Here is a 20,851-nt window from a genome sequence, read left to right on the forward strand (position 1 = left end):
CCTTGGCCAATGGCTGGGATGACGGCTGCCGCGACTACGCATACCGTCGCTTCATGAAGATGCCTGCGCCAGACCCCGCGCTGATCGCCCGCAAGGCCGAGATCGTGCGCGCGCTGCGGCGGATCGTGCCCGGCGAGGGCGTGGTCGCCGAGCCGTCCGACCTGGTGCCGTTCGAGAGCGACGGGCTGTCGGCCTACCGCCAGAGCCCGATCGCCGTGGTGCTGCCGGAGACCACCGAGCAGGTGTCGCAGGTGCTGGCCTGGTGCCAAGCCAACGGGGTCAAGGTGGTGCCGCGCGGGGCCGGCACCTCGCTGTCGGGCGGGGCGCTGCCGCTGGCGGACGGGATCGTGGTCGGGCTGTCGAAGTTCAACCGGGTGCTGGAAGTGGACTACGCCAACCGCTGCGCCGTGGTGCAGCCGGGGGTGACCAACCTGGCGATCACCGGGGCGGTCGAGGCGGCGGGGTTCTACTACGCGCCCGATCCTTCCAGCCAGATCGCCTGCACCATCGGCGGCAATGTGGCGGAGAATTCGGGCGGGGTGCACTGCCTGAAGTACGGCCTGACCACCAACAACCTGCTGGGCTGCGAGCTGGTGCTGATGAGCGGCGAGGTGGTGCGGCTGGGCGGCAAGGCGATGGACGCCGACGGCTACGACCTGCTGGGCCTGGTCACCGGGTCGGAGGGGCTGCTGGGCATCGTCACCGAGGTCACCGTCCGCATCCTGCCGCGGCCGCAGACCGCCCAGGCCCTGCTGCTGGGCTTCCCGTCGGTGGAGGCGGCCGGCGCCTGCGTGGGCGACATCATCGCCGCCGGCGTCATCCCGGCCGGGCTGGAGATGATGGACAATCCGGCGATCCGGGCGGCGGAGGCCTTCGTGGGCGCCGGCTATCCGGTGGACGCCGCGGCGCTGCTGATCGTCGAGCTGGACGGGCCGGAGGCGGAGTGCGCCGAGCTGTCGGGTCACGTGCGGCTGCTGGCCGCCCAGCGCGGCGCGGACTTCGTCAAGGTCTCCGGCAGCGAGGCGGAGCGGCTGGCGTTCTGGGCCGGGCGCAAGGCGGCGTTCCCGGCGGTCGGGCGGATCGCGCCGGACTACTTCTGCATGGACGGGACGATCCCGCGGGGCCGGCTCTCGCAGGTGCTGACTCAGATAACCGAGCTGAGCGTCGCATACGGTCTGGGCGTGGCGAATGTGTTCCATGCCGGCGACGGCAACCTGCACCCGCTGATCCTGTATGATGTTGATATTAATGGAGATCTTGAGAAGGCCGAGGCGTTCGGGGCGGATATCCTGAAGCTGTGCGTCGCGGTCGGCGGGGTGCTGACAGGTGAGCATGGCGTAGGCGTCGAGAAGCGCGACCTGATGGGCGAGATGTTCGACGAGACCGACCTGGCCTGCCAGCAGCGGGTGAAGTGCGCCTTCGACCCCGGCCTGCTGCTGAACCCCGGCAAGGTGTTCCCGGTCCTGCACCGCTGCGCCGAGCTGGGCCGCGTCCACGTCCACCGGGGCAAGGTCGCCTTCCCCGAACTGCCGCGGTTCTGATGCTGGACGAGGCGGTCCGCACCCTGAAGCCGACGACGCCCGAGGAGGTGCGCGCCATCCTGGCCGAGGCCGGGGCGGCGGCGCGGCATGTGGAGGTGATCGGGGCCGGCACCAAGCGGGCCATCGGCGCCCTGGACCGGGTGGACGTAGTGCTGTCGACCCAGCGCCTGGACCGGATCGTCGACTATTCGCCCGAGGAGCTGGTGCTGACGGTGCAGCCGGGCGTCCGCATGGCCGACCTGGAGCGGCTGACCGCGGCCCGGGGCCAGATGCTGGCCTTCGAGCCGCCGAACTGGACCCGCCTGCTCGGCGCGCGCGGCGAGCCGACCCTGGGCGGGGTGCTGGCGGCGAACCTGTCGGGGCCGCGGCGGATCCGGGCCGGCGCGGCGCGGGATCACTTCCTGGGCTTCGAGGCGGTCTCCGGGCGCGGCGAGTTGTTCAAGGCCGGCGGCAAGGTGGTCAAGAACGTCACCGGCTACGACCTGATGAAGCTGATGGCCGGATCGTGGGGCACGCTCGCCGTGCTGACCGAGGTGACCGTCAAGGTGGTCCCGGCGCCGCGCACCCAGGTCACCCTGCTGCTGTTCGGCCTGGCGGACGTCAAGGCCAGCGAGGCCATGGGGCTGGCGATGAACACGCCGCACGAGGTCACCGGCGCCGCGCACCTGCCGTCCTATGCCGCGCATGCCCGGCCGCTGAAGGCGCAGATGCCGGTGACGGCGCTGCGGCTGGAGGGGTTCGAGGCGTCGGTGGCGGCGCGGGCCGAGGCGCTGGCGGCGCTGCTGAAGCCGTTCGGGCGGATCGAGATGCTGGACGTGGCGCACTCGCGGGAGTTCTGGGACCAGGTGCGCGAGGTGGACGCCTTCGCCGGCGATCCCCGGCCGCTCTGGCGGTTGTCGCTGCCGCCGGCGGTGGGCTGGCGCGGACCGCACGGCCTGCCGGGCGACGCGCTCTACGACTGGGCCGGCGGTCAGGCCTGGCTGATGACCGAGGAGCCGGCGGCCAAGGTGCGGGCCGTGGCGGCCGGGCTGGGCGGCCACGCCCTGTGCCTGCGCGGCGCGGCCCCGGCGTTCGGTCCGCGAAGCGGGGCGTTGGGCGAGCTGCAGGGCCGGGTGAAGGCGGCGTTCGACCCGCTGGGCGTGCTCAACCCCGGCCGGATGGAGGGCGGCGGATGAGAACTGCGTTCACCGCCGAACAGCTGGCCGACCCGGAGACCGCCGCCAGCGCGGGCGCGATCCGCAAGTGCGTCCACTGCGGGTTCTGCACCGCCACCTGCCCGACCTATGTGCTGCTGGGCGACGAGCGCGACAGCCCGCGCGGCCGGATCGAACTGATCCGCGAGATGCTGGAGCAGGACGGCCCGCCGCCGGCCAGCACGGTGACCCACATCGACCGCTGCCTGTCGTGCCTGGCCTGCACCACCACCTGCCCGTCCGGCGTCGACTACGCCCAGCTGATCGACCACGCCCGGGCCCACATCGAGACCCATTACGCGCGGCCGTGGCCGGAGCGCCTGCTGCGCGCGGCGATCCCGGCGATCCTGACCCATCCCCGTCGCCTGGCCCTGGCCCTGGCGCTGGGGCGGATCGCGCGGCCGCTGGAGCCGCTGCTGGCGCGGGTCGGGCTGGCGCCGCTGGCCGCCCTGCTGCGGCTGGTCCCGTCGCGCGCGGCCAAGGCCTCGCCCAGCCTTGCCGCCCCCAGCCTTGCCGCCCCCAGTCTTGCCGCCCCCAGTCTTGCCGCCCAGGGCCGATCGCGCGGCCGGGTGGTGCTGCTGCAGGGCTGCGTCGAGCCGGCGATGGCGCCGCAGATCCGCGCTGCGGCAATCCGGCTGATCACACGCGCCGGGTTCGAGGTGGTGCTGGCCGAGCGCGAGGGCTGCTGCGGCGCGCTCTCCGAGCACCTGGGCCGGGCCGAGGAGGCGAAGGCCCTGGCGCGCGCCAACCTCAAGGCCTGGGGCGGGGCGGGAAAGTTCAAGGCTATCGTCACCACCGCGGCCGGCTGCGGGACCATGCTGAAGGCCTATGGCCGCGTCCTGGGCCGCGACGGCGCCCCGGCCGCCGCCCGCGCCCGCGACGTGCTGGAGTTCATCGCCGAGGTCGGGCTGCCGCCGGTGGCCGCGCCGTCCGGGATGGCGGTCGCCTATCACGCCGCCTGCTCGCTGCAGCATGGCCAGCAGATCAAGGAGGCCCCGCCGCGCCTGCTGGTCGAGGCCGGATTCGAGGTGCGCCGGGTCGCCGAGGGCCACCTCTGCTGCGGCTCGGCGGGGGTCTACAACATCCTGCAGCCGGAGCTCGCCACCCGGCTGCGCGACCGCAAGGCGGCGAACATCGCGGCCACCGGCGCGGCGGTCGTGGCGGCCGGAAACGTCGGCTGCATGGCCCAGCTGTCGCCGGTGCTGGAGGCGGCGATGGTGCATCCCGTCGAGCTGCTGGACTGGGCCACCGGCGGACCGCGGCCGGCGGCGCTTGGCGCCGCCAGCGCCGCTGCGACATAACCGCTCCGGTCGATCTACCCAGGGGTTCGGCGGAACTTTCTACACGTCTCGCGCTTCATCATCCTGCCCGATGGAAGAAGGCGAGACATGACCGCAAGCCTGTTCACCCCGCACGTACTGTTCGGCGCCGTCGCGCTCTACGACGCCATCCTGGTCGCCGTGGTCCTGTGGACCGTGCTGCACGGCGAGTGGTCGCTAGAGCCTTTCTGGTTCAAGTGGAGTCACTTGAACCAGATCAAAAGGCTCTAACTCTTTGAATTAGAGCGCGTCGGGCGGCGAAACCGGGATCCACTTTCGCCTGACGCGCCCTAGGCGGCCTCCACGAACCCCGGCCACGTTGACATGTAGGTGACGAACGCCGGGCCCAGGCCCTCGTTCACCAGGTGCTGGGCCGGAACGGGCAGCGCGATCGGCGTGAACGCCGCGTCGCGCGCCCGGATCGGGAAATCGTGGTGCAGGATGGCGGCGCGACCGATCAGCACGTAGTCGGCGCCCTGGTCCAGCATCTGGCCCGCGATGGCGGGGGAGGTGACCTTTCCGGCGACGCCGAGGCGCACCGCGCCGCGCTCGAGGGCGGTGAAATAGCTCATCAGCGAACGGCCCTTGTAGGCATCCTCGATGGGCTCCTTGAAGACATCCCACAGCGACATGTCGAGGTAGTCGATGCGGCCGTCGGTCAGCACCGACTGGGCCACTTCAAGGATCTCGCCCAGCTTCAGGCCGAACCGCTCGGGCGACAGGCGCAGGCCCAGCTGGAAGTCCGGCCGGCAGCGGGCGCGGACCCCGTCGATGATCTCGAAGACGATCCGGGCGCGGTTCTCCACCGAGCCGCCGTAGCGATCCTCGCGCTTGTTGATCTCGGCCGAGAGGAATTGGGCCAGGATGTAGCCGTGGGCGCCGTGGATCTCGACGCCGTCGAACCCGGCCTGCTGCGAGCGCACCGCGGCGGCGACGAAGTCCTCCACCAGCTGTTCGACCTCCACCAGGGACAGGCCCCGTGCGCCGGTCTCCGGATCGTCCGAGGGGCAGACCGGCGTGCCCACGATCTCCTTGGGCGAGCGATTGCCGGCGTGGTGCAGTTGCAGGGCGGCGACGCTGCCCGCCGCCTTGATGGCCGTGGCGAGGCGGGTCAGGCCCTCCAGGTGCTGGTCGCCGAACACCCCCAGCTGGCCGGGGAAGCCCTGGCCGACCGCCTGGACGTGGGCCGCGCAGGTCATCACCAGGCCGAAGCCGCCCTCGGCCCGCTTGGTCAGCCACCTGAACTCGTCGTCGGACAGCCGCCCATCGGGATGGCTCTGCAGGTTGGTCAGCGGCGCCAGCATGAAGCGGTTCTTCATCGCCGGGCCGTGGGCCAGGGTCATGGGCGAGAACAGGTCGGCCAAGGCGGTCTCCGGGGCTGGATGTCGCCGCACCGATAGCGGCCTTCCCCGGGGTCGGGCAATCCAGGCTTTCTGAGCGCGCTGTCAGCTGGCCGGCAGGAAGATCGGCCCGCCGATGTAGGCGTCGCCGCCCGGCGCGTCCCGCCGCTCCGCCGAGATCTGCACGACCCGCAGGCCGCCGGAGCGCCCGGCCCGGCGCGCGCCCTGGGGCGCGCCCAGTCGGGGATTGAGGTCCGGGTCGATGGTCCGCAGCGCCTGGGCGATCTCGTCGCCGTTGGCGCGGAATGCCAGCGGGGCCGGCAGCATCGCCAGCGGGCGGCAGAACAGCCCGACCAGCAGCGCCTGGTCGGGGCCGCGCAGCAGGGCGAAGGCGGCATGGGTGTGGCTGGGGCGCAGCAGGTTCTGCCAATGGCCGGGACTGGCCCGCCACTGGGCCATCAGGCTGGCGGGGGTGGCCGGCGGACCGGGCCGATGGTGGTAGGCGATGTTCTCGGAGGGCGAGCCGACCGTGGTGCGGCCCAGCAGCCACAGGCGATGGCTGGGATCGAACCCCTCCGGCGACAGGTGCTCCACGGCGCCGCGCCGGGCCAGGTCGCCGCCGTGCGCCCGGGCCGCCCAGGCGAGCTCGCCGTGCCAGGCCAGGGCGGTCGCCCCGGCCGCGGCCCGGGCCTGGTTGACGAGCGCGAGGGCGGCGCGGCCGCCCGGGTCGTCGAACCGGCCGCCGCCGCCATCGGCCAGCCGGGCGCGCAGGCGGGCCTCATAGGCGCTCCAGGCCGCGACGTCGGAGGCCGGCGGGGCGGTGTCCGGGACCATGGCGATATGAACCTCGGGCGTATCGCCGGCGGCGCTCGTCGCCGCGGCGGCGAAGCCCGTCGCCAGGGCGGCGCGCCGCGACAGGCTCACGGCTGGACCTTCACGGGCGGCCCTTGGCCGGCGCTGGCATCGCGGCGATCCAGGCGCGGATCAGGGCGACGCCCTCCTCGTGGGTGATCGAGCGGCCCAGCTCCGGCATCATCACCCCCGGCTCGGTGGAGGCCATGCGGTAGGGGAGGATCGAGGCGTCCGGATGGCCGGGGTCGATCGCCACCTTCAGGTCGCCCGAGCCACGGCCCGCCGCCACCGGGCGCTTGCCGAGGCCCAGGGCCGGGCCGCGGGTCTCCTCCAGGGTCAGGAACAGGCCCGAGTTGCTCGCCCCGCCGCGGGGGTTGTGACAATGGGCGCAGTTGGCGTCGAGATAGGCCCGGGCGCGGCCGTCCAGGGTCTCGGCCGGATCGTCCCAGCGCGCGGTGCGCGGCGCGGCCCGCGGCTCTGGCGCGCCGGCCAGCAGGCCCAGGCGGCTCCAGCGGGCCAGCTGGTTCTCCGCGCCCTCGGCATAGGGATAGACGCCGTGGAGATTGCGCGCCTTGGGGCCGATGGGGGTCAGCCGCTTGCCCAGCTGATGGCATTCCTTGCACTGGTTCTGGTTGGGGACCGCGTAGTCGACGGTGCGGGCGCGGCCCTCGGCGTCCGTGAAGGCCACGTCGATCCGCACGCCGGCCCGCTTCAGCACCGCCTGGGTCTGCTCGGCGTTCCAGACATAGGTCAGCGCCACCCAGCCCTGGCGCTTGTGGATCAGCAGGCGGGTTTCCAGGTATCGGACCCGGTCGTCCGGCCGCCGGAAATCGGCCGGATAGGCGAAGGTCTTCACCAGGGCCGCGCCGACCGGCAGGTCGAGCACGCCGCTGGCCCGGTAGCGGGCCTTGGCGCCCGGCGGCAGGTAGAGGAACCGCGACTTCTCGGCATAGTCGCTGAATAGCGGCGTGTTCAGCGCATAGGGCGTCAGGCCGGCGTTCGGCTGGCGCGCCCCGGCGTCGGCGAACAGGCGATAGTCGGCTAGCGTGGGCGCCGGCGCTTCGGCGAGCAGCGTATCCAGTGCGACCGCCTCCGGCGCCATCTTCGCGGGAACCGGCGCCGCGCCGAGGCACAGGATCGCCGCCAGGATAGCGAGCCAGGCCTTCATGCGCGGAACGCCCTAGGCGCCAAGGTCGGCCTGGCGCCTGGGCAGGACCACGGGCTTGGGCTCCACGACCTTGGCGTCGCCCTCGGTGGCGGTCTTGGTCGGTTTCGCGGTCATCAGCGCCCCCGGCGCCGTCAGGTGCAGGTTCAGGATCGGGCCGTCGGTCAGGCGCACATGGGCGACCTCGGGGGAGCCGGGATAGCTGGTGACCCCGTCCCACATCACCGGCGGCAGGCTGCCGCCGAACAGCGTGGCGACCAGGGCCCCGCCGTCGAACTTCGGATCCCAGCCGTTGCGGCCGATCTTGTTGTCGCGCACCACGATGTCGCGGGGCAGGGGGTTGTAGGTCTTGTCATCGAACGCCTGGACGTAGCTGACCAGCATCACCGCGGCGGTCTGGTTGCCGTCGAGGGTGTTGCCGAACACATGGACGTCGCGGTTGGCCATCACCATGATCCCGGTGCCGGTGGGCACATTGGCGACGATGTTGCCCTTGGGCGCGAAGTTGGGCGTGTCGTTGTCGACCACCTGGTTGTCGAACACCCGGGTCGAGTGGCCGCCCATCTGCGGCAGGTTGGGCAGGTCGAACACCAGGATGCCGCCGGCGTTGTGGGTCGAGGTGTTGCCGAATACATCGGCGTTCATCGAGTTCTCGATCTCGATCCCGGCGACGTTGAACTCGGCGCGGCTGTTCTTGACGATGATGTTCTTCGACTGGCCGACATAGATGCCGGCGTCCGACGCGCCCTTCACCGTCACCTTGTCGATCAGCACATTGGTGGAGGCGACCGGATAGACGCCATAGGCGCCGTTGGTGGCCTTGGGCCCGCCGGTCCACTCGACCCGCAGGTTGATGAAGCTGATCTGGTCGGCGCCCTTGGACTTGATCCCGTCGCCGCGGCTGTCCTCCACGGCCAGGTCGCGGACGGTGACCTTGTTGGAGGTGACCAGCAGCCCCTCGCCGGCGCTCTTCTGGCCCTTGAACGACAGCACGGTGGCGTCCGGGCCCGCGCCCTTCACCGTGACCTCGGCGACATCGAGCGAGAGGCCGTCGGTCAGCTCGTAACGGCCGGCGGCCAGCTGCACGGTGTCGCCCGGCCGGGCGTCCAGCAGGGCGGTCTGCAGCCGTTCCTGGGCGTCGGGGCCGGGGGCGACGGCGAGGGTCTTGGCGCTGGCAGCGCCGGCCACGGCGGTGGCGGCGAGGAGCGCGGCGGCGAACCTGATCATCTGTCCCTCTTCCCGGCATCGTGACGCGCCGTTCAACTTTGAAAGTGCCGCTGTTCAGCGGGGCCGCGCAACCCCTAAGGTCGGGGCCATGGACGTGGACATCGTACGGATTGGGCCGGCGGACGCCCACCTTCTGGAGCGGGTGGCGGAGGACGTCTTCGACGAGGTCATCGATCCCGAGCGGCTGGCCGCCTACCTGGCGGAGCCCGGCCACCTGATGGTGCTGGCGATCCACGAGGGCGAGGTGGTCGGCCAGGCCCGCGGCATGGTTCACCGCCATCCCGACCAGCCGACCGAGCTCTATATCGACAACCTCGGGACTACGCCGGCCCGCCGGCGCGAAGGCCTCGCCACCCGGATGCTGGACGACCTGGTCGCCTGGGCCCGCAGCCTGGGGTGCGAGGCGGCCTGGGTCGGCACCGAGGTCGACAACGCGCCGGCGCGGACGCTGTACGAGCGGCGCGGGTCCGAGGCGGAGACGTTCGTGATGTATTTCTACGAGTGGTGAGGGCGATCCACGCCAATCCTTCCCCCTCTGGGGGAAGTGGCCCGACGCCGCAGGCGAGGGTCGATGGGGGAAGTGCGAGTCAGGATTCTTGCCTGACACTTCCCCCATTGTCGCCCGCCTGCGGCTTTGGCGACATTTCCCCCACGGGGGGAAAGCGAGAGACATAGGCATCGATCGCCGCGAGATGCCGCGCGACCGCATCCGGCGGCAGGAACGAGCCGGTGAAGCTGTTCCTGGCCAGGGTCACCAGCTCGGCGCGGGTCAGGGACAGCGCCTGGGCGGTTTGCAGCCAGTTCTGGCCCAGGTAGCCGCCGAAATAGGCCGGGTCGTCGGAGTTGATGGTGGCCCTCAGGCCGAGGTCCAGCATGGTGCGCAGGGGGTGGTCCTTCAGGTCGCCGACCACGCAGAGCTTGAGGTTGGAGAGCGGGCACACGGTCAGGGTCTTGCCCTCGCGCACCAGGCGCTTGACCAGCGCCGGGTCCTCCAGCGCGCGGTTGCCGTGGTCGATGCGGTCGACGTCGAGGATGTCCAGGGCCTCCCAGACATATTCCGGCGGACCCTCCTCGCCGGCGTGGGCCACCAGCTTCAGGCCCTTGGCGCGGGCGGCGGCGAACACCCGGGCGAACTTCAGCGGCGGGTGGCCGACCTCGGAGGAGTCCAGGCCGACGCCCGCGATGCGGTCGAGATAGGGCTCCGCGGCCTTCAGGGTGGCGGACGCCGCGGCCTCGTCGAGGTGGCGCAGGAAGCAGAGGATCAGGGCGGAGGTGATCCCCAGGGTGCGCTCGGCCTCCGCCATCGCGGCCAGCAGCCCGTCCATGACCACCGAGAACGCGATGCCGCGGTCGGTATGGGTCTGGGGATCGAAGAACAGCTCCACGTGCCGGCAGCCGTCGGCGGCCACCCGGCGGAAATAGGCCATCGCCAGGTCGTGGAAGTCGGCCGCCGTGAGCAGCACGCCCGCGCCCTGGTAGTAGATGTCGAGGAAGTCCTGCAGGTTGGAGAAGGCGTAGGCGGCGCGAACCTCCTCGACCGTCTTGAACGGCAGGGCGATCGCGTTGCGGCGGCCCAGCTCGAACATCAGCTCGGGTTCGAGACTGCCTTCGATGTGCAGGTGCAGTTCGGCCTTGGGCAGGCCCTGGATGAATTCGGCGAGGGTCGACATGCCGCTGTCCTCACCGTGAACCTCGGCCGGGTCAAGACTTGCGGCGGCCAAGCGGTGCTCTAGGCTGGCGCCGCAACTGGGGGATGTGGGTGTCGGTTTCAGGCGTGGCGGCGGCAGGCGGCCCGACGGCCGAGCAGAAGCTCGTCCTGGCCCACAAGGCGCTGCTGAACACCGGCGGCATACAGTTCGACTTCACCGCCCTGCCGGTCGAAAAGCCGCCGGCCTGGATCGAGCCCCTGGTCCGGCTCCTGCAGGCGATCGCCCCGGCGCTGGTCTATGTCTTCTGGGGCGGGCTGGCGGTCGGCGTGGCGCTGATCCTCTATTTCCTGCTGCGCGAGTTCGTGCCCGAGACCTGGTTCCGCAAGCGCCGCGGCGAAACGGCCGTCGCCGACTGGCGGCCCGAGCCGGGCCAGGCCCGCGCCCTGCTGGAGGACGCCGATGGCCTGGCCGAGGCGGGGATGTTCGACCAGGCGATCCACCTGCTGCTGTTCCGCTCCATCGACGACCTGGTGGCGCGGCGGCCGGGCGCGGTCCGGCCGGCCCTGACCAGCCGCGACATCGCCGGGCTGGAGGTGCTGCCCGGCGAGGCGCGCGCGGCCTTCGCACGGCTGGCCCAGGCGGTGGAGCGCACCTTCTTCGGCGGCCGGTCCGCCGACGCCGACGCCTTCGGCGCGGCGCGGCGGGACTATGAGGCCTTCGCCTTCGCCGAGGGCTGGCGATGAGCGACGCGGCCGACCCCGGGACCGGTCCCGCGCCGGCGTTCTCCGCCCGCGCCGTGCTGGCGCTGGTGGGGGTCGGGATCGTGGCCTTCGCCGCCCTGGCGGTGCTGTCGGCCTATGCCCCGGACCTGCGGACCGGCGAGGACGGCCGCGCGCACGCCCTGTCGAGGTCGGCGGTGGGGCTGGCCGGCGCGCCGATCCTGATGAAGGCCCTGGGCGACACGGTGGTGGTCAGCCGCACCCGGCCGCAGAGGCTGGGCAATGTCGCGGTGGTGCTGACACCCGAGGCCGGCGACCTGCCGAAGGCGCTGGCGCCGTTCGCGGGCGCCGCCCACACCCTGATCGTCCTGCCCAAGTGGATCGCGGTTCCCGATCCGATCCGCCGCGGCTTCGTGCGCAAGCTGGACGTCGCGCCCGCCGGCGCCGCCTTCAGCCCGCTGCTGATCGGCTATTCGCGGGCGACCCGCACGGCGGTGCGCAAGGCCGCGGGGCGGCCGGTGCTGCGCGGGGCCGGCGGACCGTTCGCGGCGGCGACCTATCTGCCGCTGGGCCGGATCGACCGGCTGCAGACGGTGTCTGGCGACGGCTGGGCGCCGGCCCTGACAGACGAGACCGGCGGCATCGTCCTGGCCTATTCGCGCCGGCGCCCGGACGTCTGGCTGCTGGCCGACCCGGACCTGTTGAACAACCAGGGGCTCTCCGATCTCAACACCGCGCGCGCCGGGGTGGCCGTGCTGCAGGCGGCCAGCGCGGGCGGCGCCCACACCCTGCTGTTCGACGTCACCCTGGCCGGCTTCGAGCGCGGCCGCGGCCTGGGCCGGCTGATGCTGGAGCCGCCGTGGCTGGCCGCGACCCTGTGCGCGGTGGCCGCCGCGCTCCTGATGGGCGTCCACGCCCTGGCCCGGTTCGGCCAGCCGCGACGACGCGGCCGCGCCTTCGCGCTGGGCGCGCGTGCGCTGGTGGACAACTCCGCCGACCTGGTGCGCATGGCGCGCAAGGAACACGAACTGGCCCCCGCCTACGCCGTGCTGATCCGTGGCCTGGTCGAGCGCGCGGCCGGCGGGCATGTGCAGGCGGGCTGGCTGGAGGGCCTGGCCGCGCGACGCGGGGTCGCCGCGCCAGGCCAGCTGGAGGCCGAGGCCGGGCGCGTGAAGACCCGCGACGACCTGCTGGCGATCGCGAAGAGACTGTATGACTGGCGAGGGGAGATGACGCGTGAACGTCGCTGAGGTGAAGGCGCTGGCCGACCAGGTCCGCGGCGAGATCGGCAAGGCCATCGTCGGCCAGCAGGACACTATCGACCTGCTGCTGACCGCCCTGTTCGCCCGCGGCCACGTGCTGCTGGAGGGCCCGCCCGGGGTGGCCAAGACCTACCTGGCCCAGTGCTTCGCCCGCACGCTTGGCCTCGACTTCGGGCGCATCCAGTTCACCCCCGACCTGATGCCCGCCGACATCATCGGGTCGAACGTGTTCAACTTCCAGACCAGCGCGTTTTCGCTGACCGAGGGGCCGCTGTTCTGCGAGCTGCTGCTGGCCGACGAGATCAACCGCACGCCGCCCAAGACCCAGGCCGCCCTGCTGGAGGCCATGCAGGAGCGGCGCGTCACTATCGACGGCAAGTCGCGTCCGCTCAGTGACCGCTTCATGGTGGTGGCCACCCAGAACCCGCTGGAGCAGCAGGGCACCTATCCGCTGCCGGAGGCCCAGCTGGACCGCTTCCTGTTCAAGCAGACCATGGCCTACCCCAGCCGCGAGGAAGAGCGGATCATCGTCGCCCAGTACGGCATGCAGAGCGGCCACTCCGATCCGGTCGAACGCGGCGTGAAGATGGTGGCCAGCGCCAAGCAACTGAGCGCGGCCCATGCCGCCGTGGCCGGCATCCGGTTGACCGACGAGATCGTCGGCTATGTGCTGGACCTGGTGCGCTCGACCCGGGAGACCCCCGACCTCTCCAGCGGCGCCTCGCCGCGCAGCGCAGCCCAGCTGGCCCTGGCGGCGCGGTCGCGCGCGGCCCTGGACGGCCGCGACTATGTGATCCCCGACGACGTCAAGGCCCTGGCCCTGCCGGCGCTGCGCCACCGGGTGATCCTGTCGCCCGCCGCGGAGATCGACGGCCGCCGGCCCGACCAGATCATTCAGAGCCTGGTCGACCTGGCAGCGGCGCCGCGGTAGGCCCGCTTGCGCCTCTACCCCACCCGCCGCGCGATCGCGCTGATGGCCGTGGGCGCCCTGCCGGCGCTGATCGTGGCCGTGGCCGCGCCGGGGATGTGGACGGCGGCGGCGGCCTGGATCGTGCTGGCCTTGGGGCTGATGCTGGCCGATGTCCTGTTGGCCGCCTCGCCGCGCAGCCTGACCCTGGAGGCCATCGCGCCGCGGGTGCTGGGCGTCGGCCGGCCGGAGATGGCGCAGCTGACGGCGGCCTTCGCCGGCGCGGGGCCGTCGCGGGTGGAGCTGGCCATCGGCCTGAACGACCGGCTGACCGCCGAGCCCGACCGCCAGTCTGTGCGGGTCAGCGGCGGCCGCGCGGAGGCCCAGGTGCGGCTCTCGCCGATCCGCCGCGGCGAGGGGCGGATCGAGGGGGTCTGGGCGCGCTGGCATGGGCCGCTGGGCCTGATGTGGCTGCAGCGCCAGGCGCCGCGCAGCGGGCCGCTGGCGGTGACCCCCGACGTGGCCGGCGTCAAGGAGCACGCGCTGCGGCTGTTCGCCCGCGACGCGCCGCTGGGCGCCAAGCCGCTGCTGGACGCCGGCGAGGGCTCGGACTTCCACGCGCTGAAGGAATTCCAGACCGGCATGGACCTTGGCGACATCGACTGGAAGCAGTCGGCCCGCCACGGCAAGCTGGTCGGCCGCGAGTACCGCACCGAGCGCAACCACCATGTCCTGCTGGCCCTGGACACCGGGCGGCTGATGAGCGCCCCGGCCGCTGGCCTGCCGCGCATCGACCGGGCGATCAACGCGGCCCTGCTGCTGGCCTTCGTTTCGCTGCGGATGGACGACCGGGTGGGCCTGTTCGCCTTCGATTCCCGGCCGCGGCTGGCCAGCGGCCTGGCCTCCGGTCCGGCGGCCTTTCCGCTGCTGCAGAAGCTGGCCACCGCCATCGACTATTCCACGGAAGAGACCAACTTCACCCTGGGCCTGACGGCGCTGTCCGGGCGGCTGGACCGCCGCGCCATGGTGGTGGTGTTCACCGACTTCGCCGACGCCACCAGCGCCGAGCTGATGATCGAGAACGTCGCCCGGCTGATGCGCACCCACCTGGTGCTGTTCGTGGTGTTCCGCGACGAAGAGCTGGAAAGCCTGGTCGCCCGCGAACCCATGGAGCCCGACGACGTCTCCCGCGCCGTGATCGCCGGACGGCTGCTGAAACAGCGCGAGGCGGTGACCACGCGCCTGCGCCGGCTGGGCGCCCAGATCGTCGACGCGCCGGCGCAGGGGCTGTCGATGGCCCTGCTCAACGGCTACCTCGACGTGAAGCGGCGCAGGCTGATCTGATGGCCGAGCTGCACCTGAAGAGCTGGCGGTTCCGGGCCGAACGCGAGGCGGACTGGCGGCGGCTGGAGACCCTGCTCGCCAAGGCCGACAAGGGCGGGGCGGCCAAGCTGGGGCGCGACGAGATCCTGGAGATCCCGCTGCTCTACCGCCAGGCGCTGTCCTCGCTGTCGGTGGCCCGCTCGATCTCGCTGGACCAGAGCCTAGTGGGCTATCTGGAGAGCCTGTGCGCCCGGGCCTATTTCTTCGTCTACGGCGCTCGCACGCGGCTTCCGGAGCGGCTGGCCAGGTTCTTCCGCCACGACTGGCCGGCGGCGGTCCAGGCGCTGTGGCGCGAGACCCTGGCGTCGCTCGCCATGTCGGTGGTGGCCACGGTGGTCGCCTACGTGCTGGTACGCCGCGACGGGGACTGGTTCTACAGCTTCATCGACCCCGGGACGGCCTCGGGGCGCGATCCGATGACCAGCACGCAGGCGCTGCGGCATACGCTCTACGACAAACCGCAGACGGCCGCCCAGGGACTGAGCGAGCTGGCCAGCTTCCTGTTCGCCCACAACGCCCAGATCGCCATCTTCGCCTTCGCGCTGGGCTTCGCGCTGTGCCTGCCGACCGCGGCGCTGATGGTGCTGAACGGGGCGATGCTGGGGGCCTTCCTGGCATTGTTCGCCTCACGCGGCCTGGGCTTCGAAGCCGGCGGCTGGCTGATGATCCACGGCACGACGGAGCTGTTCGCCATCGTCCTGTCCGGTGCGGCGGGCTTCTCGATCGGCTGGGCCGTGGCCTTTCCGGGCGAACGCAGCCGGGTCGACGCCGCCTCCGAGGCCGGTCGGCGGGCGGCCACGGCCATGGCCGGCGTCGTGGTGATGCTGTTCGTGGCCGGCGTCCTGGAAGGCTTCGGCCGCCAGCTGATCCAGCGCGACCTGGCCCGCTATGGGGTGGCGCTCGCCATGCTGACGGGGTGGCTCACCTATTTCTACTGGCCCAGGAAGGCCGCGCCATGAGCGTTCAGGGGAGCGTCCAGGGGGTCGTCGGCCGGATCAGGGGCCTGAAGTTCAACCGCGCGCCCGGCGACGACTGGCGCGAGCTGGTCACGCCGGAGGGCGTCGACCTGCGGCTGAAGGTGGGCTCGTTCGTCGAACGGTGCGTGGCGCTGCTGCTGGACTTCCTGATCCTGCTGGGCGGGCTGATCGCCTTCAGCCTGGCGGCCCTGCTGGCGGCCTGGGCGACCAAGGCGACCTGGGTGGGTGAGGCCCTGACCGTGGTCTGGCTGCTGGGCGTGTTCGTGATCCGCAACTTCTACTTCTTGATCTTCGAGATCCAGCCGCAGGCGGCCACGCCCGGCAAGCGGGCCATGGGCCTGCGCGTCGTCGCCGCGGACGGCGGGCGGCTGACCGCCGATGCGGTGTTCGCCCGCAACGCCATGCGCGAGGTCGAGGTCTTCCTTCCCCTGGGGTTCCTGTTCGCCCAGGGCCAGGGGGTGGACGGCGCGCTGACCGCCCTGGGCGCGATCTGGAGCGGGGTGTTCGTGATCTTCCCCCTGTTCAACCGCGACCGCCGCCGGCTGGGCGACCTGGCGGCCGGCACCATGGTGGTGAAGACGCCAAAGAAGCTGCTGCGGCCGGACCTGGCCGACACCGAGCGCGCCGCGGCCCAGGGCACGGCCTTCACCCACGCCCAGCTTGACGCCTATGGCGTCAAGGAACTCCACGTCCTGGAGGAGGTGCTCCGCGCCGGCGACCGCAAGGCCATCGCCGAGGTGGCCCGTCGCATCCGCACCAAGATCGCCTGGGACGGTCCGACCGATGTTCCCGACCGCACCTTCCTCAACGCCTATTACGCAGGCCTGCGGGGCCGGCTGGAGAGCCGCATGCTGTTTGGCCGCCGCCGCAAGGACAAGTTCGACGTCGATTAACCCCAATGCTTCCAGGTGAAGGGGCGCTTCACGTGATGACGCGCCTCAGGTGAAGATGTCCGCGAGCCACTGCGGGCCCACCCCGTCCTTGGCCTTGCGCAGCTCGACGTAGAGAACCGCGACGCCGGTGGCGCTCAGCATCGCCGTCAGGCTGTTGATCAGGGCGCTCCCGATGATGCGAACCGGGTTGAGCGCGAGGCGCACCGGGTCGAGGCCGCCCGAACCGAACGTCAGCATGGTGATCAACAGGCCGAGGACGCCGCCGATGATCAGGGTGGCGACCCAGACAAGAACGAACAGGCCGAAGACCCGCCACCGGTTGTGCCGCGTGAGGTCCGCGGCCCGGCCGAAGGCGCCGAGCACGCCGGTCCGCTCCGCCACCAGGGCCGGTACGGCGACGCACCAGGCGCAGGCGATCATGAGTCCGGGCACGATGAGCAGGACGAGCCCGAAGCCGACGGCGAGGCCGAACAGGATGCTGACGCCCAGCAGCGGCAGGAAGGCCCGCAGGCCCGTGGCCAGGCTATCGCCGACCGAGGGCTTGGCGCCGTTCATGTCCTGGACGGTCGCGAAGATGATGGCGCCCTGCAGGATGCAGCCGGTGATCACGGCGGCGATCGCCCCGATCCCGGTCGTCCGCATGGTGGCGAGGGAATAGGCGAAGCCGGGCCCGGTCTCCGTCACCGTGCTCATGGTCGAGGCCTGCACCAGGCCGATGATCGCGTAGGGCACGCCGGCCAGGATGAGCGCGAGGATGAAATAGGTCACGAAGTTGCGGCCCAGCACCGAGAACGTCTGCTGAATCACCCGGGCAATATCGAGCGTGCCTGGTTCGCTGGCGGCGGCGGTCATTTGGGCGTCTCTCCCATCCGGTGCGGACGGGATGCTAATCACGCGCGGTCGGGCCTGTCGACGCGACGTCCTGGATGCGGGACAACCGGCGCGGTGAGCCTTGCCCTCGACATCCGCGCCGAGCGCCTGCCGCTTCGGGCGCCCTTCCGTATCTCGCGCGGTGTGAAGACCCACGCCGAGGTGGTGGTCGCCGCGCTCTCCGACGGGCTGGTGCTGGGTCGCGGCGAGTGCGTGCCCTATCCGCGCTATGGCGAGACGGTGGCCTCGGTGACCGCGGAACTGGTCGCGGCCGGCGCGCGGCTGGCGGCGGGCGAGCCGGCGCCGGAGGTGCTGGCGGCGATGGCGGCCGGGGCGGCGCGTAATGCGCTGGACTGCGCGCTCTGGGACCTGGCGGCGCGGCAGGGCGCGGGGTCGGCCAGCGCGCGGCTGGGGCGTCCGGCGCCCGGCCCGATCCCCACGGCGGTGACCATCAGCCTGGACGCGCCGGACGCCATGCGCGCGGCCGCCGCCGCCGTGGCCGACGCCCCGCTGCTGAAGGTGAAGCTGGACGCCGACGACCCGGCCGCGCGGCTGCGGGCGGTGGCGCAGGGCGCGCCCGACGCGCGCCTGATCCTGGATCCCAACGAGGGCTGGACCCTGCCGATCCTCATGGCCATGGCCGGGCCGATCTCGCGGCTGAAGGTGGCGATGGTCGAACAGCCACTACCGTCCGAGGATGACGCCGGCCTGGCGGGCCTGGACTATCCCGCCCCGCTCTGCGCCGACGAGTCCGCCCATTTCGCGGCCGACGTCGAGCGGGTCGCCGACCGCTACCAGATGGTCAATGTGAAGCTGGACAAGGCCGGCGGCCTGACCGGCGCCCTGGCCATGGTCGAGCGGGCGCACGCGCTGGGCATGGGCGTGCTGGCCGGCTGCATGGTCTCCAGCTCGCTCTCCATCGCCCCGGCCATGTGGGTGGGCGCGCTGGCCGACGCCGCCGACCTGGACGGACCCTGGTGGCTGGTCGACGACCGGCCGGGCGGGACCCGTGTCGAACGCGGCCTGCTCTACCCGCCGCGACCCGGCTTCTGGGGTGAGCCGGGGCCTCGGCCCTAATCCTTCCACCAGGGATAGAGGCTGGGCATGTCGGCGGAGACGCGGCCGGGGAAGTTGGGCGCTCGCTTCTCCACGAACGCGCCCACGCCCTCCTTCACATCGGGGCCGGAGCCAAGTTCCATCGACAGCCGTCCGTCGATGGCGAGCGCGCCCGACGGGTCAGGGTCACCGGAGAACCGCCAGAGCATCTGGCGCGCCAGGGCGATGGAGACCGGGGCGGTGTTCTGGGCGATCTCCAGGGCGATCTCGTGGGCGCGGGCCAGCAATTGGTCGGGCGCGACCACCTCGCTGACCAGGCCAGCGGCCATGGCCTCTTCGGCCGAGATCAGATTGCCGCGCAGGCACCAGTTCAGCGCCTGCGGCAGCCCCACCAGCTTGGGCAGGAACCACGCGCTGCCGGCCTCCGGCACCAGGCCACGGCGGGCGAAGACGAAGCCGTAGCGGGCGCCCTTGGCCGCGATCCGGATGTCCATCGGCAGGGTGAGCGTCGCGCCCACGCCGACGGCCGCGCCGTTTATCGCCCCGATCACCGGCTTGCGGCAGCCGAAGATGGCGCCCACGAAGCCGCCGCCCGCGGCCCGCGGCTGGCCGGGCGCCGAGAACGCCACCGAGCCCTCGGCCTTGTCGTCGAAGGCGCCCGCCCCGCCGGAGATGTCCGCGCCCGCGCAGAAGCCGCGACCGGCGCCGGTGACGATCACCACCCGCACCGCGTCGTCCGCGTCGGCCCGGTGGAAGGCGTCGGCCAGTTCGCCGCCCATGACGGCCGTGTAGGCGTTCAGCTTCTCCGGCCGGTTCAGGGTGATGGTCAGCACCGGGCCTTCGAGGTCGTACAGCAGGGTCTCGTAGGCCATCGGATCCTCCTTGATTTTCGCCCATGACACGCGCCCTTACGAGGCGGCAGGCAACAGCGCGCCGATGCGCTATAGGCGCGCCGTGTGGAGCCGCCCCGCCAGCCATCCGACCCCGCTGCCCGGCGATTTCGCCTGCATTCATATGCGTGCCACCGCCTGGGCCGACCCCGTCGAGGTCGCCTCCGCCTTTGCCGGTGAGGCCTATGCCTGCGTGCTGCTGTCCGGGTCGGACGGCTGGTCCTATGTGCTGCGGCGGCCGGACTTCATCGCCGAAGCGGGCGATCCCGAGGCGCTGCTCGGCCCGTCGACGCCGCGGCTGGCGGACGGCCCGCCGTTCCAGGGCGGGGTGGTGGGCCTCGCCGCCTACGAGTTCTCCGCGCGGCTGGAGCCGACGGCGCCCCAGGCCCGCGGCGACTGGCCGGACCTGATCCTGCTGCGCTATCCCGCCCTGCTGGCCTTCCACGCCGGCCAGCGGCGCGCCGTCGCGCTTGGGCGCGGGCCCGACCCCCGCGCCGCCGCCGCCCAGGCCGACGTCGCCCTGAGCTGGCTCGATGCGCCCCGCCGCCCGGCGACCGGTGGGGTGCTGGCCGAGGGCGTCGCACTCGGCACATCGGACGCTGCGCACGCCGCCGCCGTGGCCGACACCGTGGAGCGCATCGCCGCCGGCGAGATCTTCCAGGCCAACCTGGCGCGGCCCTGGCGCGGGCGCCTGGCGCCTGGCCGCACGCCCTTCGACCTGTTCCGCCGGCTGGCCCGCCAGAGCCCAGCGGGCTACGCGGCCTGGCTGAACCTGCCGGGCCGGGCGCTGGTCTCCAACTCGCCGGAGCGCTTCCTGTCGGTGCGGCCGGAGGCGGACGGCGTCTGGGCGGAGTCGCATCCGATCAAGGGCACCCGGCCGCGTGGCCTCGACCCCGCGAGCGATACGGCGCTGGCCGCCGAGCTGCTGGCCAGCGCCAAGGACCGGGCCGAGAACCTGATGATCGTCGACCTGATGCGCAACGACATCGCCCGGGTGGCGACCCCGGGCACGGTGAGCGTGCCGGAACTGGCCGTGCTCAGCAGCTTCGCCAACGTCCACCACCTGGTTTCCCGCGTGCGGGGCCGCCTTGCGCCCGGACGCAGCGCCTGGGACGCCTTCCTGGCCGCCTTCCCGCCGGGCTCGGTGACCGGGGCGCCGAAGCTGCGGGCCATGTCGGTGATCGCCCGCCACGAACCGCCGCGCGGGCCCTACTGCGGCAGCCTGTTCTGGGCGGGGACCGACGGAGCGCTGGAGGCCAGTGTGCTGATCCGCACCGTCACATTGACCGAAAATGTGGCGGACTGGGCCCTCGAAGCCCGCGCAGGGGGCGGCATCGTCGCCGACAGCGATCCTACGGCAGAGGTTGCGGAGACCACGGCCAAGATCGGCGCCATTCTTCGGGCGCTGATGGGGCCGCCAGCCTAGAATGACGACGTCCGAAATCCCGCTCGACGATCGCGGCTTCACGCTGGGCTACGGCCTGTTCGAGACGGTGCTGTGGGCCGAGGGCGCGCCGGCCCACTGGGACGTCCACGTCGAACGGCTGGAGCGCGGCTGCCGCGCGCTGGGCCTGCCGCTGCCCGACCGCGCCGCCTTCCGCGCCGCCG

20 protein-coding genes and 1 pseudogene are annotated in these 20,851 nt (G+C 72.3%); 14 read left to right on the plus strand and 7 right to left on the minus strand.

Going from position 1 to position 20,851, the window contains the following annotated elements:
• Positions 1 to 53: 53 nt before the first annotated feature.
• The 4 genes from Q0R13_RS01470 (at position 54) to Q0R13_RS01485 (ending at position 4,284) form a co-directional block, all read left to right on the plus strand.
• Entirely contained in the window at positions 54 to 1,541 is a 1,488-nt protein-coding gene (locus tag Q0R13_RS01470) for an FAD-linked oxidase C-terminal domain-containing protein (RefSeq protein WP_293898389.1), read from the plus strand.
• Entirely contained in the window at positions 1,541 to 2,716 is a 1,176-nt protein-coding gene (gene glcE, locus Q0R13_RS01475) for a glycolate oxidase subunit GlcE (protein WP_293898392.1), read from the plus strand. Before Q0R13_RS01470 ends, glcE begins: the two co-directional genes overlap by 1 nt.
• Positions 2,713 to 4,035 carry a glycolate oxidase subunit GlcF gene (glcF, locus tag Q0R13_RS01480; protein WP_293898395.1) on the plus strand — a complete coding sequence of 441 codons (1,323 nt, stop codon included), beginning with the start codon at positions 2,713 to 2,715 and terminating at the stop codon, positions 4,033 to 4,035. The genes glcE and glcF overlap by 4 nt, the downstream gene beginning before the upstream one ends.
• Before the next feature lie 87 nt (positions 4,036 to 4,122).
• On the plus strand, positions 4,123 to 4,284 hold the full coding sequence (locus tag Q0R13_RS01485) for a hypothetical protein (protein ID WP_293898398.1): 162 nt from the start codon (positions 4,123 to 4,125) through the stop codon (positions 4,282 to 4,284).
• A 59-nt stretch (positions 4,285 to 4,343) separates the two neighbouring features.
• Here the strand turns inward: Q0R13_RS01485 and Q0R13_RS01490 are convergent, their stop codons facing one another.
• The 4 genes from Q0R13_RS01490 to Q0R13_RS01505 form a co-directional block, all read right to left on the minus strand.
• Positions 4,344 to 5,417 (minus strand): NADH:flavin oxidoreductase, encoded by a 1,074-nt coding sequence (locus Q0R13_RS01490; RefSeq protein WP_293898401.1) that lies wholly within the window; start codon positions 5,415 to 5,417, stop codon positions 4,344 to 4,346.
• Positions 5,418 to 5,498: 81 nt separating this feature from the next.
• On the minus strand, positions 5,499 to 6,317 hold the full coding sequence (locus Q0R13_RS01495; RefSeq protein ID WP_293898404.1) for a CAP domain-containing protein: 819 nt from the start codon (positions 6,315 to 6,317) through the stop codon (positions 5,499 to 5,501).
• 10 nt (positions 6,318 to 6,327) lie between these two features.
• Positions 6,328 to 7,413, minus strand: a complete 1,086-nt coding sequence (locus Q0R13_RS01500; RefSeq protein WP_293898406.1) for an SO2930 family diheme c-type cytochrome — start codon at positions 7,411 to 7,413, stop codon at positions 6,328 to 6,330.
• A gap of 12 nt (positions 7,414 to 7,425) precedes the next feature.
• On the minus strand, positions 7,426 to 8,637 hold the full coding sequence (locus Q0R13_RS01505; RefSeq protein WP_293898409.1) for a parallel beta-helix domain-containing protein: 1,212 nt from the start codon (positions 8,635 to 8,637) through the stop codon (positions 7,426 to 7,428).
• An 88-nt stretch (positions 8,638 to 8,725) separates the two neighbouring features.
• Here Q0R13_RS01505 and Q0R13_RS01510 point away from each other — a divergent pair, with 88 nt between their 5' ends.
• Positions 8,726 to 9,145, plus strand: coding sequence for a GNAT family N-acetyltransferase (locus Q0R13_RS01510; protein WP_293898412.1), 420 nt, complete (start codon positions 8,726 to 8,728; stop codon positions 9,143 to 9,145).
• A gap of 157 nt (positions 9,146 to 9,302) precedes the next feature.
• On the opposite strand, the pseudogene Q0R13_RS01515 reads toward Q0R13_RS01510, so the two are convergent.
• Positions 9,303 to 10,307: pseudogene (locus Q0R13_RS01515) on the minus strand (adenosine deaminase); the annotation flags it as partial.
• An 89-nt stretch (positions 10,308 to 10,396) separates the two neighbouring features.
• Here Q0R13_RS01515 and Q0R13_RS01520 point away from each other — a divergent pair.
• Genes Q0R13_RS01520 through Q0R13_RS01545 form a run of 6 tightly spaced genes read left to right on the plus strand, consistent with a single transcriptional unit; the run spans position 10,397 to position 16,427 of the window.
• Positions 10,397 to 11,029, plus strand: a complete 633-nt coding sequence (locus Q0R13_RS01520) for a DUF4129 domain-containing protein (RefSeq protein WP_293898415.1) — start codon at positions 10,397 to 10,399, stop codon at positions 11,027 to 11,029.
• Entirely contained in the window at positions 11,026 to 12,255 is a 1,230-nt protein-coding gene (locus Q0R13_RS01525) for a hypothetical protein (protein WP_293898418.1), read from the plus strand. The genes Q0R13_RS01520 and Q0R13_RS01525 overlap by 4 nt, the downstream gene beginning before the upstream one ends.
• Positions 12,242 to 13,198, plus strand: coding sequence for a MoxR family ATPase (locus Q0R13_RS01530; protein WP_293898421.1), 957 nt, complete (start codon positions 12,242 to 12,244; stop codon positions 13,196 to 13,198). The genes Q0R13_RS01525 and Q0R13_RS01530 overlap by 14 nt, the downstream gene beginning before the upstream one ends.
• Positions 13,199 to 13,204: 6 nt before the next feature.
• A complete protein-coding gene (locus Q0R13_RS01535; protein WP_293898424.1) occupies positions 13,205 to 14,518 on the plus strand; it encodes a DUF58 domain-containing protein in 1,314 nt (437 codons plus the stop codon).
• Positions 14,518 to 15,516 carry a stage II sporulation protein M gene (locus Q0R13_RS01540; RefSeq protein WP_293898427.1) on the plus strand — a complete coding sequence of 333 codons (999 nt, stop codon included), beginning with the start codon at positions 14,518 to 14,520 and terminating at the stop codon, positions 15,514 to 15,516. Before Q0R13_RS01535 ends, Q0R13_RS01540 begins: the two co-directional genes overlap by 1 nt.
• Complete coding sequence (locus tag Q0R13_RS01545; RefSeq protein ID WP_293898430.1) at positions 15,513 to 16,427, plus strand: RDD family protein; 915 nt, start codon at positions 15,513 to 15,515, stop codon at positions 16,425 to 16,427. The genes Q0R13_RS01540 and Q0R13_RS01545 overlap by 4 nt, the downstream gene beginning before the upstream one ends.
• A gap of 45 nt (positions 16,428 to 16,472) precedes the next feature.
• On the opposite strand, the gene Q0R13_RS01550 is transcribed toward Q0R13_RS01545, so the two are convergent.
• Positions 16,473 to 17,279, minus strand: a complete 807-nt coding sequence (locus Q0R13_RS01550) for a hypothetical protein (RefSeq protein WP_293898433.1) — start codon at positions 17,277 to 17,279, stop codon at positions 16,473 to 16,475.
• Between the two features lie 93 nt (positions 17,280 to 17,372).
• Between Q0R13_RS01550 and dgcA the strand changes: the two genes are divergently transcribed.
• Complete coding sequence (gene dgcA / locus Q0R13_RS01555; protein WP_293898436.1) at positions 17,373 to 18,374, plus strand: N-acetyl-D-Glu racemase DgcA; 1,002 nt, start codon at positions 17,373 to 17,375, stop codon at positions 18,372 to 18,374.
• Here dgcA and Q0R13_RS01560 read toward each other — a convergent pair.
• Complete coding sequence (locus Q0R13_RS01560) at positions 18,371 to 19,225, minus strand: enoyl-CoA hydratase-related protein (RefSeq protein ID WP_293898439.1); 855 nt, start codon at positions 19,223 to 19,225, stop codon at positions 18,371 to 18,373. The genes dgcA and Q0R13_RS01560 overlap by 4 nt on opposite strands.
• A gap of 64 nt (positions 19,226 to 19,289) precedes the next feature.
• Here Q0R13_RS01560 and Q0R13_RS01565 point away from each other — a divergent pair, with 64 nt between their 5' ends.
• The gene (locus Q0R13_RS01565; RefSeq protein WP_366852204.1) at positions 19,290 to 20,669 is read left to right on the plus strand and encodes an anthranilate synthase component I family protein; all 1,380 of its coding nucleotides are present in this window, start codon (positions 19,290 to 19,292) and stop codon (positions 20,667 to 20,669) included.
• A gap of 1 nt (position 20,670) precedes the next feature.
• The coding region (locus Q0R13_RS01570) for an aminotransferase class IV (protein WP_366852206.1) at positions 20,671 to 20,851 on the plus strand (181 nt) is incomplete at its 3' end.

The organism is Phenylobacterium sp. (genome assembly GCF_025351295.1).
GTDB lineage: Bacteria > Pseudomonadota > Alphaproteobacteria > Caulobacterales > Caulobacteraceae > Phenylobacterium.

Coding starts and splice junctions, on each gene's coding strand:
- Q0R13_RS01470 (WP_293898389.1), top strand. CDS start 54: ATGAAGATGCCTGCGCCAGACCCCGCGCTGATCGCCCGCAAGGCCGAG.
- glcE (WP_293898392.1), top strand. CDS start 1,541: ATGCTGGACGAGGCGGTCCGCACCCTGAAGCCGACGACGCCCGAGGAG.
- glcF (WP_293898395.1), top strand. CDS start 2,713: ATGAGAACTGCGTTCACCGCCGAACAGCTGGCCGACCCGGAGACCGCC.
- Q0R13_RS01485 (WP_293898398.1), top strand. CDS start 4,123: ATGACCGCAAGCCTGTTCACCCCGCACGTACTGTTCGGCGCCGTCGCG.
- Q0R13_RS01500 (WP_293898406.1), bottom strand. CDS start 7,413: ATGAAGGCCTGGCTCGCTATCCTGGCGGCGATCCTGTGCCTCGGCGCG.
- Q0R13_RS01505 (WP_293898409.1), bottom strand. CDS start 8,637: ATGATCAGGTTCGCCGCCGCGCTCCTCGCCGCCACCGCCGTGGCCGGC.
- Q0R13_RS01510 (WP_293898412.1), top strand. CDS start 8,726: ATGGACGTGGACATCGTACGGATTGGGCCGGCGGACGCCCACCTTCTG.
- Q0R13_RS01525 (WP_293898418.1), top strand. CDS start 11,026: ATGAGCGACGCGGCCGACCCCGGGACCGGTCCCGCGCCGGCGTTCTCC.
- Q0R13_RS01540 (WP_293898427.1), top strand. CDS start 14,518: ATGGCCGAGCTGCACCTGAAGAGCTGGCGGTTCCGGGCCGAACGCGAG.
- Q0R13_RS01545 (WP_293898430.1), top strand. CDS start 15,513: ATGAGCGTTCAGGGGAGCGTCCAGGGGGTCGTCGGCCGGATCAGGGGC.
- Q0R13_RS01550 (WP_293898433.1), bottom strand. CDS start 17,279: ATGACCGCCGCCGCCAGCGAACCAGGCACGCTCGATATTGCCCGGGTG.
- Q0R13_RS01560 (WP_293898439.1), bottom strand. CDS start 19,225: ATGGCCTACGAGACCCTGCTGTACGACCTCGAAGGCCCGGTGCTGACC.
- Q0R13_RS01565 (WP_366852204.1), top strand. CDS start 19,290: ATGCGCTATAGGCGCGCCGTGTGGAGCCGCCCCGCCAGCCATCCGACC.